Here is a 14,730-nt window from a genome sequence, read left to right as displayed (position 1 = left end):
ATTGGCTTATTGCCGTGCGGCTACCCAGAAACAGCACGAAGCACGCCTGGTTCAGCCTGGGTCGGCACCACCGATAGCTGATCAAGATCAGCACAGCGTTGGAAATCAGCGTCGTGATCCCCCAGGCGAATCAAGCGCTGTCCATGGGATGCGATCCGTAAACAGGCCTCGGGATTGTCTTTCCATTGGGCCCACAGAGCGAGTGCCGCCTGCATTTCGTCGTTAGCCACGCTGGCCCCTGCGGCCAGGAGGGATTCGGCGAGGGCACCAGCGGCTAAGGAATCCTCCAAGGAGTAGGTGCCTTCCCAGCCGCTTCCCACCATCCAGACCTGCTCGGGCTGATCCTGGATCAGTCGTTTTGCCACCGCTTCCCGGTTCGGCAAGGCCACCGTGAGCACACAGGCCACCTCTCGCACCCGGTGCAAGGAGCGGGTGCCATTGGTGGTGCTCATGAACAGGCGCTTGCCCTTCACGGTTTCGGGGACCACGGAAACGGGGGAATTGCCAAGATCAAATCCATCGAGCTTCGCCCCTCCCCGTTCGCCTACCAACAGGCGCTTTTGCTCGGGCCAGGCGTTGGCTTCTGAGCGGAGTTCATCGAGATCAGCAAAGGTTTGAATCGCCTCTGCTCCGTTGTGCAACGCCCAGGCAATGGTGGTGGTGGCGCGCAGGACATCGATCACAACAGCGGCGTCAGGACCCTCTGGACCGTTGATGGTGTCTGGCACTTCACCAGCAACGTGGAAATAGGACACCTTCATGGCCACGATCTCGATCAGCGTGCGTCACAGTAACGAGATTGCTTCCTGATCACCCTTTCATCTCCATGGCTTTGATTGGACCCGGCCCTGGAACGAGAGATCTGCGGGACTTTCTCAAGCTGCTGGAGGAGCGTGGACAGCTACGGCGGATTACGGCACCCGTGGATCCAGACCTTGAGCTGGCAGCCATTGCTGATCGGGTGCTTGCTGCCGGTGGTCCAGCCCTGCTGTTTGAAAATGTGATTGGCTCCAGCATGCCTGTGGCCGTCAATACGCTCGGCACTGTGGAGCGTGTGGTTTGGAGCATGGGCCTTGAGCGGGCTGAACAGCTTGAGGAGCTTGGATCCAGGCTTGCCATCCTTCAGCAACCGAGGCCTCCAAAAGACCTCAAGGAGACCAAGCAATTCGCCAGGGTGTTTTGGGACCTGGTGAAGGCACGACCAGACCGCGATCTCGCCCCTCCCTGCCGGCAGCAGATCTTTTCGGGAGATGAGGTCAATCTCGATCAAATCCCCCTGATCAGACCGTGGCCGGGGGATGCCGGTGGTGTGATCACCTTGGGCCTTGTGATTACGAAAGATCCGGAAACCGGTGTCCCAAACGTGGGGGTTTATCGCCTGCAGCGTCAATCGGTGAACACCATGACGGTGCATTGGTTGAGCGTTCGTGGTGGGGCCCGTCACCTGCGGAAGGCAGCGGCGATGGGCAAAAAGCTGGAGGTGGCCATCGCTATTGGTGTTCACCCTCTGCTTGTGATGGCGGCAGCAACACCGATCCCTGTGCAACTCAGTGAATGGTTGTTCGCAGGAATTTATGCAGGGGAGGGAGTGCGGCTCACCCCCTGCAAAACAATTGATCTGCAGGTGCCAAGTTGCAGTGAGGTGGTGTTAGAGGGAACGATTACTCCAGGAGAGGTCAGCCCAGATGGCCCCTTTGGTGATCACATGGGTTTCTACGGGGGTGTGGAGGATTCACCTTTGGTGCGTTTCCATTGCATGACCCAGCGGCGGTCGCCGATTTTTCTCACCACATTCAGTGGCCGGCCACCGAAAGAAGAGGCGATGCTGGCCATTGCTTTAAACAGAATCTATACGCCAATTTTGCGTCAACAAATCCCTGAAATCAGAGATTTCTTCCTGCCTATGGAGGCACTAAGTTATAAATTGGCAATTATTTCTATTGATAAAGCCTATCCAGGTCAGGCAAAACGAGCTGCGATGGCTTTCTGGAGTGCTCTCCCGCAATTTACTTACACGAAGTTTGTTGTCGTGGTTGATAAGCACATCAATGTGCGGGATCCCCGTCAGGTTGTCTGGGCTATTGCTGCACAAGTGGATCCTCAGAGAGACCTATTTGTCTTAGAAAATACTCCTTTTGATACGCTCGATTTTGCTAGCGAACAACTCGGACTTGGCGGAAGAATGGCCGTTGATGCCACCACCAAGATCGGACCTGAGAAGAATCATGAATGGGGTGAACCCTTAAGCCGACCAGCGGAGTTGGAGCAACAAGTATCGGGCCGGCTCGAGGAGCTTGGCTTGGCAGATCTGGATCATGCTGAACCAGATCCTGCCGTGTTTGGTTATGTATTGGACAAGCTTATTTCCATCCAGCCTCGGTCATGAGCTGGATAGCTTGTTTGTTGTAATTACTTAGCTGCGAAATCGTGACTCGATCAGGAGTGAATTTTGTCATTCCCTTCAAGTACGTTGATCCTCCAACCCCTTTGAGTGGGAACTCATAGGTGGGTCCAGCTAGCCCAGAACTTCCTTGAGGAGATGCTAAAAACTCAATCAATTTAATTGCATTTTTTTTGTTTTTCGAATAGCGTGAAATCGCTGCAGCACTGATATTAACGTGAGCAGGTTTTGGCATTACGATTTTAACTTTGTTGGCAAATTGCTGATCTTTTTTCCCGTTAACTCCTGCTCTCATGCGTGCCAGGTAGTAGTGATTCACAATTCCAACTCCACACTGGCCTTGGGCAACAGCACGGATCAATCCGATATCACCGCCAAAATAGGGCTGGCTCACATTGCGGGTAAGACCCTTTAGCCAAGATTTAACCTTGCCAGTCCCTTTAAGTGCTAATTGATCAGCAACCAGTGATTGGTTGTACACATTCTTACGCTTTCTTAGGCATACTTTGCCTTTTAAAGATGGGCTTGCAAGTTTTGCATATGATGTCACTGAGGATGGGGCAACGATGGCTGGATTAACAATAATCGAGCGTACGCGTCGCGTTAGACCAAACCATCTTTTCTTGGGATCGCGATAGCGAGATGGTACAGATTGATCCAAAGATGAGGATTGAATACTGCCAAAGAGTCCTGCATTGGCTGCATTATTGATGCGTGCAGCATCAACTAAGATAATGACATCAGCTTTTGTATTCTTACCTTCGCTCTTTAATCTCTGAACCAATGAAATCCCTGAGGCTTCCACTAAGCGAACTTTAATGCCGGTTTGATCTGAAAACTTTTTATAAACCTGACGGTCAGTATTGTAATGACGACCTGAATACACTCTCACTTCTCCTGCCGCAAGTGCTGGTGTATGAAGAACGAGTGGCAAAAGAGATGTGAGAAACAAAAAACGTTTCATCTCAATAAAACAGCATCTTTTACTATAGGAGGCTGTTGGGATGCAACCGAATCATTTGTCACATGACCATGCTCGTCAACCATGCCAGAGATGAAAGGACTGAACAATGAATCATTTGCGCTTGCCATTACTTGACCAAGAAACCTGTGAAAACTTGCTTGAGAAACTTGCTCAGGATGCAGAATGGCAGGATGGTTCACTCACCGCTGGTGCTCACGCGAAGGGAGGAAAAAGAAATTTACAAATTATCTATGATTCTCCATTGCGAAAAGACATCCATGAGCGAGTCGAACATGCCATGTGGAACCATCCAGTCGTGAAAGGATTTTGCCTTCCTCGCAAACTTCACCGCTTCTTAATTACAAAAACAGAAAAGGAAGGTGGGTATGACACCCATGTTGATAATGCCTATATGAGCAGTGGAAGAAGTGATTTATCTTTTACGCTCTCCTTAACGGATGACACGAGGTATGAGGGCGGTGAGCTGGAGATCGATAGTATTTCTGAGTCATTTCCGATCAGGCTTAAGCAGGGTGAAATTGTGATCTATCCCAGTACATCGTTGCATCGCGTTTGTACGGTCACGAGAGGTATTCGCACGGTTTGTGTGGGTTGGATTGAGAGTTATGTGCAGGCTGAAAATGATCGCCTTTGTTTGTTTCAGCTGGAAAGTGGTGCGCGAGCGGTTTTGGCAAAGCACGGTCGTAGTGACGAACTTGATTTGATCTTCTTGGCCTACACCAACCTGTTACGGAGATTAGGTGGCTAGGCATGTATAAAAAGATTCGGGCCGTTGCATTCTGTTCAGTAAGCTGAAGTGGATGCACCAATCTCATGAAAAAGACGACGGCTCTTTCCATCTTTCTTGCTAGTGCAGCTGCATTGTCAGGTCAGCTAGCAAGCGTGGAACCCGTTCAGGCGGATCAAGCGCCCAGCGGAGGCCTTCAGGAATGGTCCACGGACCAAGATCTTGATGCAGCCTCTAAAAAGGATGCTGATGCCAAGGCCGCAGCTAAAAAAGCCGCAGAGCAAGATATTTGTATTCCCATTGGTGAGGGTGAGAATTGCTGGTAAGAGAACGACTCTTTTCAGGCTTTTAAGGAGGGACTTATTAGCCCCTCCTTTTTTAATGCAATTTGACTTGAGAATAAAAAAGGAGGGTTAAACCCTCCTCAATCATGATCCTAAATGGATTTAGGTTCTAGAACTTGAATGTAGTCTGCACAAGACCACCAAGGGTACTAAAGGTGTCTGCACCTGCACCACCTGTTTTGAAACTAGATCCAGTCTCTTGACCGAAAGGACGGCTCAAGTAGAACAGCGCAGGAGTCACCGTGATGTTATCGGTGACTTGGAAATCGTAATACAGTTCCATAGCATAGTTGCCATCGTCTGCATAACCATTGCCGTCTTTACCCTGATTCTTTAGAGCAGTCGCAAACTGAGGTTGTCCAATTGCGAAACCTAAGCGATTACCGCGCATGAAAGCATCTTGCCAGTTCAGACCAACAAGCCAACCTTGTGATTGGGTGACATCACCATCAGTAAAACCATCTTTTTCGTTGAAGCTGGTGATGCTCCAACCAACACTAACGCTAGGCATCCAACCACTATCTAGGGGCTGGTAATAAGCATTTAGGTTGAACTGATTGGCGTCTGAATATCCTCCTTTGTTAAGACCAGCGGGAGTACCTGCACCACCAACTGTCATACCAGCCTGTGAATAAGCATAGGCTGCTGATACTTGCCACTGAGGTGATCCGTAAGCGATTTGGCTTAGGAACTTACCTTTGGAACGATCACCAGCGATACCACCATTATTGGGGTCACTGTTTGGACCGTTTTTAGCGACATAGTTGGCACTGATTTTGAGTTTGGCATCACCGTAATCAGCATTTCTGTTGCCGATCCAGTTGATACCTGCACCTGGTGAGGTACTTGCGCCGTAGGCACCGTAGTAACCACCGAGTTTGAACTGTTTCAACACATGCTTATAGACGCCAGGTGTGGCGGCCAACATGTAGTAGTTTTCGATCAGGGGACCTGCAAACACTTGGAAATCATTTCCGAGTGGGAACTGATACCAAAGCTTGTCAACTTTCAGGCTGTTAGCACTGCTCTTCGATTGCTCGATTTGGGTTTGCTTTCCGGTGTAGCCGCTACCTGAGAACGCATTCTTGCCGAAGTTACCAGTTCTCAGTCTGGTGTAGAGCAAATCCTTACCGGTGAAGCTTGTGTTGAGGTTGAGGGTGGTGCGGTACGAGAAAGATGTTCCCGTGTCGCCTACATAATTGCCATCTTTATCCTTGAGATTATCCGTCTCGTCACCGCCATAAGAGGTGGCACCAATGGTCATCACGGCTTTACCACTCAATTTGGTGGTGGTGGAGAACTGAGTGGCTTCCAGTTCGCCAACGCGGGCCTCAAGTCCGTCAACACGGCCCTTGAGGATGGCGAGTTCCTTTTCAAACTCTTTCATCAGGCGCTTGAGCTCGTCGGTCACTTCGGTGACGCGGTCGAGACAGGCGTTCAACAGAGCAGCCGCTTCAAAGCGGGTCATCGCCCTGTTACCGCGGTAGGTGCCGTTGGGATAACCAGCAACACAGCCGTAGCGCTCGATCAGGTTGCTGAGTGCCTGATAAGCCCAGTCGGTTGGGTAAACGTCAGAAAACTGAGTGATGCTGGTGACTTGCTCGCCAGTAGCGGCGTAGTCAGACACACCGTTGATGTTCAGCTCAGTGGCGTTAGCAGCCACAGGTGCCAAAAGGCCCAGGGCCGCTGGGGCCACCAGCAGTTGATGGAAAAGTTTCAAATTGATCCTCACACAAGATGACGCAAAATGCGTCGACGCAAATTTAATTGCTCTTTGCCGAAGTTGCGACGTAAAAAAGACACTTTAGTCCCCTTGTACAGCACAATTCTTTTTTACATAAGGCACATTGATGCACGTCATTTGATACAAGCGAATTCAATTCTGTTTTTGTCGCTAGACAATGGCCTCGAAATTAACTCGAGACTTGGACACTACAAAATTCATACTTAGAGCCTCTTTGTTCGCTCTCGCAGCGCTTGTAGCGGTCGCGTTCGTTCTTGTTCGACGTGACTCCATTGGTGGCAGGGATGACTTTGTTGGCGATCAGACGCAAAGTCAGTCGTTTTGGATCAAAAAAGGTCGAGATCGCACACGATCCCCTTCAACAAGCAATAGCTATTGAGAATCGATTGCAGAAAGACTCTGTTTGGGCTATGTTGCTATCAATTCTCATTAGCGTTAAAATCACTCCGTGAGCTTCCGCTTCCTGCCTGACGACCCCACGTCCTCGATCCAAATCCCGACGGGGCAAACCGTGCTTGTCGACACCCACGGGCGCAGTGATTGCATGAAATTAAATGTGCTTGAAGGGATTGCCAGGGTGTATTGCCCTTGCGAAGAAACAGAAGGGATGACGCTTGCCTTCCTACAGACGGGTGATCAGCTCAGAACTGATTGTTTGTGCAGTGATGGCATTTGCGTTGAAGCGATGACTCCACTGAGAATCGAAACGAAATCGATGGAGCCATCCCCAAATGGGTATGACTCAGTGAATGAGTGGACGCTGCAACTTCTGAGAATCCGTCACTTAGGACAAGCAGAACAGAGACTTCACGCCTTGCTGAGTCTGTTAGTCAATCGCTTGGGCAAGCGCTATGGAGAGTGGTGCAATCTTCCCTTTCGACTTACACACGACCGAATTGGTGAATTGATTGGCTCCACCAGAGTGACGTCTACGCGCTTGATCTCCAAACTTCGCAATGGTGAAATGTTGGTGACCAACTCTGGTGAAGCTTCTATGAAACTCTCTCCCAGATTGATTGAATCAAGTCCGCTCGGATTTTAGGTGATTACGTGGAAGGAATTGCTAGTGAGAGCCTGGTTCTGACCTTGAGTCAGGAGGTTGAACATTTAACGAGTTACCAGTGCATCGCCATTGAAAGAACAATTAAATCGATCAGCCCACTGCTGAAGAAGCGTTTAAGAGACGATTTGGAATCGATTCACATCAGGCTCGTGGAAATTTATGATACTTTTGACGTCCTTAAGCTTGAGCAGCTCACGATTAGTGCTCGTTTGCTCTACGAACAAAGCAAACGAGCAATGCTCAGGTCAACCTCGCTGCGTTTGACCTGCTCTTAATTCGTTATCGATGACAAGCAACGCTGTGGGGTCACCATTCGCGAACTTCACCCGCCCGAGCAAGTAAGCGAATTGATCTTCGGATTGAATTTGGGCTTCAATGAGTGGATCTAGGAATACGGTAGTTCTGGTATCGCTGTTTCTTTCAGCCATGGCATACACGCTTTGGATCGAAGACGTTGTATCAGCTTCCATCTGAAAGGCTGTTGCCATTAATGCAGCCAAATTGTCCCAGCTTTGCCTTGGAGCAGCTAATAGTTGCAGGTCGTTGGATTGACTGCGTGCTATCAAATACTGGGTGAAGTGCACGGCATGGGACTGTTCGCTCTTCGCTTCACCATCGAAAAATTGATAGAAACCGGCAAGTTCACGTTCAGCACACCAGATGGACATAGCCAAATAAGTGATTGAGGCATGCCTCTCGATTGAAATGTGTTGCTGGATTGCACTGAGCAAATCTGGATTCATGGATTCAGCCAGTGCCCGTCCGTTAGGCCCCTGCGCAACGTTCGTTCCAATCTGAGTTGACGAATCTGAAGTCGTCATATTGAACACTCCTCTGAATCAAAAATCACTTATTAATTATTGACTTTTTCCACTGTTTCGTCAAGCAACATTGTTTATTTTGTGCGCTTTCGACCATGTATAATGAGAGTCAATCTCAAGATGACTCGAATGGCACGACTTCAGGGTTCACAAGAAAGCCTTGGGATCGATAAAATGACGAAACAACTTTCAATTTGGAGCTTTTTTAGTAAGAAAAAAGGCTGTAAGAAATCAAAGTGTTCGAAGTGGAAAGGTGGCCATTGTAAGTGCGGTCGTGGTTAATCAAGTGAATTGTAAATACTCTACAAATGTTGATTCCTGCGCGATTAGTTTCTCGCTAACTAAGATTCCAAACTGGTATTTGTCTGAGCAGATTAATCCCTTCTCTTTCATGAAGCCAATTTGACGCGTCACAGTTGATCGGGTGCAGCCAACTAAGAGGGCGATTTGTGAATGGCTTAATTCGAATGGCAGTGTATAACTCTCTTTATTCCTTCTTCCAAACGAAAATACTAGAATCGCGATTAAACGGCAGATTCTGATCTCAACTTGAGTGGATGATTTTATCATGCACAATATTAGTAGCCAGTGATTGTGAAAGATGGAATCCACTTCGTTTGCACAATCATGGGTGGATGTTATTTTAAATTTTACTTCATTTAATGCTTCTAGGCGCAGATCAAAATTTCTAAGTCTGTTTTTCTCAAGCCTCAACCACTCTGAACCAAAAAAACCAATTGGAAACAGTTCGGAATTGATTGTTGAGACGAGGCAGACGCGTAAGACCCCTTCTTCTATGCCTAAAAATTTACAAGTTTTGGCTTCATCAAGATCCAAGAATGTGATATCTAAACTCTGACCCCTTTTGAGGCAATGCAATTGATGCTGGCTAATGTTCTGGCTAGCTTACCCAAATTTCACGTCATCATGGTCGTCATATGAATCATCAGATTGTATAAAATGATATATCAACTCACAGTTATTTTGCCGGCTTTATTCGGAGGTTTTGGCGACCTAATCATCGCTTGGATGTGATCTCTATTCTCCTGTTAATTGTTTTCTATGAGCATATTGGAATGATTGAGTTTATATTTTCAGGGCTATTTCTTTGTTGATGTGATCGTTATTGCTTTTTGTCTGGGTTGTTAGCGAAGGTTTTTGCTTTTACAGCAGGAGTTGGTGACAACTTTAACAACAAGCCTGAGCCTTTGAAGATCGGGCTAATAGGATTGTTTTCATCAACCACAGGCTGTTCAACGGTGTCGGGATCAAATGGCTCCCCTAGGGATCTGAAGGCTGGTGGCAGCCTCCATGGCCGGGTCCGTGTTCCAGGAGATAAATCTATTTCTCATCGGGCACTGCTCTTTGGTGCCATCGCTGAGGGCACAACCACAATCGAAGGTCTTCTACCAGCAGAGGATCCGATTAGTACAGCTGCTTGCCTGCGCTCGATGGGCACAATGATTTCGCCGATTCAGAGCGGTGAAATGGTGACCATTGAGGGCGTTGGTCTTGATGGTTTGCAAGAGCCTTCGGAGATTCTCGATTGCGGCAATTCCGGAACCACGATGCGGCTGATGCTTGGTCTGCTCGCTGGCCGGCAGGGTCGCCATTTTGTGTTGACCGGTGATGCTTCTCTCCGTCGTCGTCCGATGAACAGGGTTGGACAACCCTTGTCTTTACTAGGGGCAGATGTGCGTGGGCGTGACCATGGGAATTTGGCTCCGCTTTCTGTTCAAGGTCAAAGGCTGAGAGGTGCTGTGGTGGGAACACCTGTGGCCAGCGCCCAGGTGAAATCTGCCATTTTGCTCGCTGCCCTCACCGCTGAGGGAGCAACGAGCGTGATCGAACCAGCGCCCTCTCGAGATCACAGCGAGCGCATGCTCAAAGCTTTTGGTGCTGACCTTGAAGTTGGTGGTGAGATGGGGCGTCACATTGTGGTGCGACCAGGCGCCACCTTGAAGGGACAACATGTTGTGGTGCCAGGCGATATCAGTTCGGCTGCCTTCTGGCTCGTGGCTGGTGCCCTCGTTCCTGGAGCGAATATCACGGTGGAAAATGTGGGCTTAAATCCCACGCGCACCGGCATTCTCGAAGTTTTGGACTTGATGGGTGCTTCTGTTCAGGTTTTGAATCGGCGCGATGTTGCCGGTGAACCTGTGGGTGATCTTCAGGTGAGCCACGGACCCCTGAAGGCTTTTCAGTTTGGAGAAGAGATCATGCCCCGTTTGGTGGATGAAGTTCCAATTTTGAGTGTGGCGGCTTGTTTTTGTGATGGTGAAAGTCGTATCAGCGGTGCTGCTGAGTTGCGTGTGAAAGAAACGGATCGACTGGCTGTGATGGCGAGGCAACTCAAAGCGATGGGCGCCGATATCGATGAGGATCCGGATGGTTTGACGATTCGAGGCGGTCAGTCCCTGAAGGGTGCTGAATTGGATAGTGAGACCGATCATCGTGTGGCGATGAGCCTGGCGGTTGCTGGTTTGATGGCCGAGGGGGATTCAAGGTTGAGCCGCAGCGAAGCAGCGGCTGTGAGTTATCCCAACTTTTGGGACGATCTAGAGAGATTGCGTTGCTGACCCCTCTGTGCTGAGTGCTCGCTTCACCGCAGATGGAAGCTTCAGTTTGCATAGCGACAGCTTTGCCGAAAGCTTCCATAGTTCTGACGGTGCCCTTGAAGAAGCGAACAGCAAGTTTGTTCTGCCAGCCCAGCTGGATCGCTTTCCTGATGGCAGGGATTTGCGCGTTTTAGACGTTTGTTTTGGGCTGGGATACAACACGGCTGCCCTGATGTCGGCGCTTCCCCATCGGGGTGGTCCAAGCTTGCAATGTTGGGGGTTAGAACTGGATCGAGCTCCTTTGCGGTTGGCCCTGGCTGAGCCGACCTTCCAAGCTCTTTGGCCTCCCCACGTTGTGGCTTGCTTAGGGGCACTTTCTGCTGAGGGCTGTTGGCAGGATTCGGATCGTCAGCAGTCTGTTCAGATGCTCTGGGGCGATGCGCGTCAGCAGCTTCGGCAATTGCCAGCGGATGGTCGGTTCGATTTGATTTTTTTAGACGCTTTTTCACCGAGCAAATGCCCCCAGCTCTGGAGTGAGGAATTTCTGCAGAGCCTTGCAGATTTGCTTGCCCCTAGTGGACGGTTGCTGACCTATTGCAGAGCAGCAGCCGTTAGAAATAGCCTGCGCCATGCCGGTCTTGCCTTGCGCTCGCTCTTACCGAAATCAAGGGAAGGTTCAGCCTGGAGTGCGGGAACCTTGGCGTTACGCCCTAGCGATGATCATCAGCCTTGTCCCGTAATCGGACCTGGTTGGCGTGGTTTGAGCGCGATGGAAGAAGAGCATCTACAGACCTGTGCCGGTGTGCCCTACCGAGATCCCACCGGCACCGATTCGGCTGCGCTGATTTTGAATCGTCGCCAACAAGAACAGGCTTTCGCTGATCGTCCAAGCACCAGTGCATGGCAGCGAAAGTGGCAGGGTGGAGAATTTCGGCGTTCATACTGAGGGATTGGGAGGCTTCACGATGCGCAAGTCATTGATCGTCGTTGCTGCAACGTGTCTGCTCTCTGCCATGCCGTCGGTCGCAATGCCTGCTCTCGACGATTTGGAGATCAAGTTGCGGGGTGAGGCCCAAGGTTGGCTGAATGCCACTTGCACGTATTACGGCCTCGGTTGGCTTCAACCTGATCAGGGTCGGCAGGCCTTAAAACGCTTGCTGTTATTGATTGAAGGCCATCAAATCGGCCATCTGGATCTGGAGCAGGTGAAGACCACCGCCTTAACCCGAGATTCAGGATGTAAGAAGATCTGGCCTGACCCGATCGATGAACGTTAATTGGCTTGGTGTTAAGGACTGAGAGCTTCCGCTCTCTTTTGAGCTGATGGTTCGTGTGGGTCACCAACGAATACTTGAATCCGCAAGACCGATGATTGGAGGAACAACATTATATTTTTCGCGTATTTCTTTGAGGGGGATCGTAGCCATTTCAATATGATCCATCGTGCTGAAATCTATCGGGCATTGTGATCCTCTTTCCAAGGCATCAGCCAACATTTCAGGAGCTCCTTTTAGGGTCATGACACCGCGCTGCCCCTTCAGGCCGTCAAATGGATCTCCATCGGCGCCGACTGGTTCATATTGAGCGCTGTGTCCAGGTTTAAAAACACCGGCTTCATGGATTAAAAAGTTGGTCATGGATGCCATCCAATTGGCATCAGAATCATTCATGCTCAATTTAAAAGCACCTAGGCAAATTTCTCCAATCCCTGTTGGTTCATAGCCGGCGATGACGTGGTTCATATCATGACAAACATAGTAACCAGGGTTGATCGATGCTCTGCTCGGCAAGCGCATTCCATTGCGCTCGTAAAAGTTGAAAAATTCCCGGCCTAAGCTGCCTGGACTCATGCTGGAAAAGGTATCGAGTGTTTGAAAAAACAAGTCATCATATTGGCGGCTACCTTCGTGATTAAACGTTTCAGGTCCATGCTGTTCCTGTAGGGCTAAAAAATATTGTTCATAGCGTCTGATGTAATCCGTGGTTGCTTCAAGGGCCGAGGAGTCAATCATGTTTCTGCAAACGGTTAGTGCATCTCCCCTGAGGCCAAGTAATTCGGCTGCTGATTCAAGCTTGCTGAGTTGTTGTTGGGATTTTGGGTGCCTGCAGAGTTCCAGCATGATGGCGAGTTGGATGTAGCGCCTGCGTAGGAATGGCTCCTCCACCGTCTCTGCAAGTTGATGTTGACTGACGGATTGCAGGTTGTTATAGGTTTCAGGCGGTATTTTGAAAATCCCTAAGGCGATCGCTTTGAGCACACTGATTTGCTCTTGAGTGCCTTGATCATCGCAATCGATCAGGTCTTTAAGACCAGCGACAAGGGAGTGGCGATGAGGATTGTTGAGCACTTTCTTTGTCTCTTTTCTTTAGTTTAACATGGTTGTTTTTCTTTTCTAAATCTGTTTTTCAAGATTGTTTTATTTGCTCATTGTCTCGCGCCATGGCGTGTGTTTGGGATGTTGAACTTTCGGATCAGAAGGGCTATTTGCTGATGGGTCTTGATTATGCATGCTGCTGATTCCTAGCGGTTTTCGATAAGGAACAGTGTTGAGTTTTTTGTCTCTGTCAGGTTCGTGTCTTGAGCGTTGCTTGTTTGGCTGAAATGGCTTGGCGGCATTGCTTTTCCTCTCACCCTCAAGGGTTGTCTGGGGATCTGATTGCAGAAGCTGACTGATGGTGTGTTCCCAGCGTGAGCTATCACCGGTAGATTTCGCCGGTCTTGCCCCCGTCTCATGCTTGCTGTTGCCGTTCTTGCTGCTGGGAAAGGCACCCGCATGAGAAGTGCGCTTCCGAAAGTGCTGCAACCTCTAGCGGGCGCCACCTTGGTGGAACGTGTGCTCGCCAGTGCCAGGAACCTTGCGCCAGAGCGCCGACTCTTGATCGTTGGCCATCAAGCTGAACGGGTGGAAGCGCAGCTCAGCTCCATTGGCGGGCTTGAATTTGTGCTCCAACAGCCGCAGAACGGAACAGGCCATGCCGTCCAGCAATTGATGGCTCCCCTCAAGGGTTTTCAGGGTGAGTTGTTGGTGCTCAACGGGGATGTTCCTCTCTTGCGTGCGGAGACGATTGATGCGCTGGTCCGCTCCCACCGCAATAGCAAGGCGGATGTGACCTTGTTAACGGCAAGGCTTGAGGATCCCACTGGTTATGGCCGGGTGTTTGCTGATGCGAATGGTCGGGTCAGCGGAATCATTGAACATCGTGATTGCAGCGCTGAGCAACGGTCCAACAACCTCACCAATGCCGGGATCTATTGCTTCAACTGGGCAAAATTGGCCGAGGTCTTGCCGAAATTGAGCACCGATAACGATCAGGGCGAGCTCTACCTCACCGACACAGTGCAGCTCTTAGATGTTGCGATGCAGATGGAGGTGAGTGATCCCGATGAAGTGAATGGAATCAACAACCGCAGGCAATTGGCTCAGTGTGAGGGCGTTCTGCAACAGCGCCTTCGTGATCATTGGATGGACGAGGGTGTGACCTTCGTGGATCCTGCCAGTTGCACCCTTAGCGAGGACTGCAGCTTTGGCAGTGATGTTGTGATAGAACCACAAACGCATCTGCGCGGAGCCTGCCGCATTGGCGATCACTGTCGCCTAGGTCCAGGCAGCTTGCTTGACAATGCCGAACTCGGTTGCGATGTCACGGTTGTGCAATCTGTGGTACGCGATGCACGGGTCGGCAACGATGTGACGATTGGGCCTTTCGCCCATATCCGACCAGCCTCGGAGATTGGCGATTCCTGCAAGATTGGAAATTTTGTTGAGATTAAAAAGAGTGTGATCACGTCTGGCAGCAAGGTGAATCACCTCAGTTACATCGGTGATGCGCAATTAGGTGCCAATGTGAATGTGGGAGCTGGCACGATTGCCGCCAACTTCGATGGCAAGAAGAAGCATCTCACCGTGATTGGGGAGGGCAGTAAAACGGGGGCTAATTCTGTGCTGGTTGCTCCTGTTGTGATCGGCAAAAATGTTACGATTGGGGCAGGATCCACGATCACCAAAGCTGTTCCAGATGGTTCGCTTGCGATCGGTCGTGCCAAGCAGTTCACAAAGGAAGGATGGAACGCCTAGGGCCGTACTTT

The 14,730-nt window shown here is 50.0% G+C and carries 14 protein-coding genes; 8 read left to right on the top strand and 6 right to left on the bottom strand.

Annotated elements, in window-relative coordinates; all coding sequences use genetic code 11:
- Window positions 1–20: 20 nt before the first annotated feature.
- Window positions 21–761, bottom strand: a complete 741-nt coding sequence (locus tag SynROS8604_RS08435) for a 2-phosphosulfolactate phosphatase family protein (RefSeq protein WP_186543637.1) — start codon at window positions 759–761, stop codon at window positions 21–23.
- A 65-nt stretch (window positions 762–826) separates the two neighbouring features.
- Here SynROS8604_RS08435 and SynROS8604_RS08430 point away from each other — a divergent pair, with 65 nt between their 5' ends.
- The gene (locus SynROS8604_RS08430) at window positions 827–2,386 is read left to right on the top strand and encodes a UbiD family decarboxylase (RefSeq protein WP_186543636.1); all 1,560 of its coding nucleotides are present in this window, start codon (window positions 827–829) and stop codon (window positions 2,384–2,386) included.
- On the opposite strand, the gene SynROS8604_RS08425 is transcribed toward SynROS8604_RS08430, so the two are convergent.
- Window positions 2,361–3,365, bottom strand: coding sequence for an extracellular solute-binding protein (locus tag SynROS8604_RS08425; protein ID WP_186543635.1), 1,005 nt, complete (start codon window positions 3,363–3,365; stop codon window positions 2,361–2,363). The two genes, SynROS8604_RS08430 and SynROS8604_RS08425, sit on opposite strands and share 26 nt — an antisense overlap.
- Window positions 3,366–3,471: 106 nt before the next feature.
- Here SynROS8604_RS08425 and SynROS8604_RS08420 point away from each other — a divergent pair, with 106 nt between their 5' ends.
- Together SynROS8604_RS08420 and SynROS8604_RS08415 are read left to right on the top strand one after the other, a co-directional pair.
- The gene (locus SynROS8604_RS08420; RefSeq protein ID WP_186543634.1) at window positions 3,472–4,134 is read left to right on the top strand and encodes a Fe2+-dependent dioxygenase; all 663 of its coding nucleotides are present in this window, start codon (window positions 3,472–3,474) and stop codon (window positions 4,132–4,134) included.
- Window positions 4,135–4,199: 65 nt separating this feature from the next.
- On the top strand, window positions 4,200–4,439 hold the full coding sequence (locus tag SynROS8604_RS08415; protein WP_186543633.1) for a hypothetical protein: 240 nt from the start codon (window positions 4,200–4,202) through the stop codon (window positions 4,437–4,439).
- Window positions 4,440–4,566: 127 nt separating this feature from the next.
- On the opposite strand, the gene SynROS8604_RS08410 is transcribed toward SynROS8604_RS08415, so the two are convergent.
- Window positions 4,567–6,177 (bottom strand): iron uptake porin, encoded by a 1,611-nt coding sequence (locus SynROS8604_RS08410; protein WP_186543632.1) that lies wholly within the window; start codon window positions 6,175–6,177, stop codon window positions 4,567–4,569.
- A gap of 472 nt (window positions 6,178–6,649) precedes the next feature.
- On the opposite strand from SynROS8604_RS08410, the gene SynROS8604_RS08405 reads away from it, so the two are divergent.
- Window positions 6,650–7,243 carry a Crp/Fnr family transcriptional regulator gene (locus SynROS8604_RS08405; protein ID WP_186522840.1) on the top strand — a complete coding sequence of 198 codons (594 nt, stop codon included), beginning with the start codon at window positions 6,650–6,652 and terminating at the stop codon, window positions 7,241–7,243.
- A 266-nt stretch (window positions 7,244–7,509) separates the two neighbouring features.
- On the opposite strand, the gene SynROS8604_RS08400 is transcribed toward SynROS8604_RS08405, so the two are convergent.
- Both SynROS8604_RS08400 and SynROS8604_RS08395 read right to left on the bottom strand, forming a co-directional pair.
- A complete protein-coding gene (locus tag SynROS8604_RS08400; RefSeq protein ID WP_255444965.1) occupies window positions 7,510–8,007 on the bottom strand; it encodes a ferritin in 498 nt (165 codons plus the stop codon).
- Window positions 8,008–8,367: 360 nt separating this feature from the next.
- Window positions 8,368–8,922: a helix-turn-helix domain-containing protein gene (locus SynROS8604_RS08395; protein ID WP_186543630.1), complete on the bottom strand. Its 555-nt coding sequence runs from the start codon at window positions 8,920–8,922 to the stop codon at window positions 8,368–8,370.
- Window positions 8,923–9,344: 422 nt separating this feature from the next.
- Between SynROS8604_RS08395 and aroA the strand changes: the two genes are divergently transcribed.
- Genes aroA through SynROS8604_RS08380 form a run of 3 tightly spaced genes read left to right on the top strand, consistent with a single transcriptional unit; the run spans window position 9,345 to window position 11,920 of the window.
- A complete protein-coding gene (aroA, locus tag SynROS8604_RS08390) occupies window positions 9,345–10,664 on the top strand; it encodes a 3-phosphoshikimate 1-carboxyvinyltransferase (protein WP_186543629.1) in 1,320 nt (439 codons plus the stop codon).
- Window positions 10,665–10,671: 7 nt separating this feature from the next.
- Window positions 10,672–11,589, top strand: coding sequence for a tRNA (5-methylaminomethyl-2-thiouridine)(34)-methyltransferase MnmD (locus tag SynROS8604_RS08385; protein ID WP_186543628.1), 918 nt, complete (start codon window positions 10,672–10,674; stop codon window positions 11,587–11,589).
- A gap of 19 nt (window positions 11,590–11,608) precedes the next feature.
- Entirely contained in the window at window positions 11,609–11,920 is a 312-nt protein-coding gene (locus tag SynROS8604_RS08380; protein WP_255444964.1) for a hypothetical protein, read from the top strand.
- Window positions 11,921–11,980: 60 nt separating this feature from the next.
- Here the strand turns inward: SynROS8604_RS08380 and SynROS8604_RS08375 are convergent, their stop codons facing one another.
- The gene (locus SynROS8604_RS08375) at window positions 11,981–12,991 is read right to left on the bottom strand and encodes a hypothetical protein (RefSeq protein WP_186543627.1); all 1,011 of its coding nucleotides are present in this window, start codon (window positions 12,989–12,991) and stop codon (window positions 11,981–11,983) included.
- A gap of 384 nt (window positions 12,992–13,375) precedes the next feature.
- Here SynROS8604_RS08375 and glmU point away from each other — a divergent pair, with 384 nt between their 5' ends.
- A complete protein-coding gene (gene glmU, locus SynROS8604_RS08370; protein ID WP_186543626.1) occupies window positions 13,376–14,719 on the top strand; it encodes a bifunctional UDP-N-acetylglucosamine diphosphorylase/glucosamine-1-phosphate N-acetyltransferase GlmU in 1,344 nt (447 codons plus the stop codon).
- Window positions 14,720–14,730: the final 11 nt, after the last annotated feature.

Source organism: Synechococcus sp. ROS8604 (genome assembly GCF_014279655.1).
In the GTDB taxonomy this organism is placed as follows: Bacteria; Cyanobacteriota; Cyanobacteriia; order PCC-6307; family Cyanobiaceae; genus Synechococcus_C.
The sequence above is the reverse complement of the archived record's forward strand: the minus strand, read 5'-3'. Positions and strand labels throughout refer to the sequence as shown.

Excerpts from the sequence above, each read along its gene's own strand:
- SynROS8604_RS08400 (WP_255444965.1), bottom strand. The coding sequence starts at position 8,007 with ATGAATCCAGATTTGCTCAGTGCAATCCAGCAACACATTTCAATCGAG.
- SynROS8604_RS08420 (WP_186543634.1), top strand. The coding sequence starts at position 3,472 with ATGAATCATTTGCGCTTGCCATTACTTGACCAAGAAACCTGTGAAAAC.
- SynROS8604_RS08435 (WP_186543637.1), bottom strand. The coding sequence starts at position 761 with ATGAAGGTGTCCTATTTCCACGTTGCTGGTGAAGTGCCAGACACCATC.
- SynROS8604_RS08425 (WP_186543635.1), bottom strand. The coding sequence starts at position 3,365 with ATGAAACGTTTTTTGTTTCTCACATCTCTTTTGCCACTCGTTCTTCAT.
- SynROS8604_RS08430 (WP_186543636.1), top strand. The coding sequence starts at position 827 with ATGGCTTTGATTGGACCCGGCCCTGGAACGAGAGATCTGCGGGACTTT.
- SynROS8604_RS08380 (WP_255444964.1), top strand. The coding sequence starts at position 11,609 with ATGCGCAAGTCATTGATCGTCGTTGCTGCAACGTGTCTGCTCTCTGCC.
- SynROS8604_RS08415 (WP_186543633.1), top strand. The coding sequence starts at position 4,200 with ATGAAAAAGACGACGGCTCTTTCCATCTTTCTTGCTAGTGCAGCTGCA.
- glmU (WP_186543626.1), top strand. The coding sequence starts at position 13,376 with ATGCTTGCTGTTGCCGTTCTTGCTGCTGGGAAAGGCACCCGCATGAGA.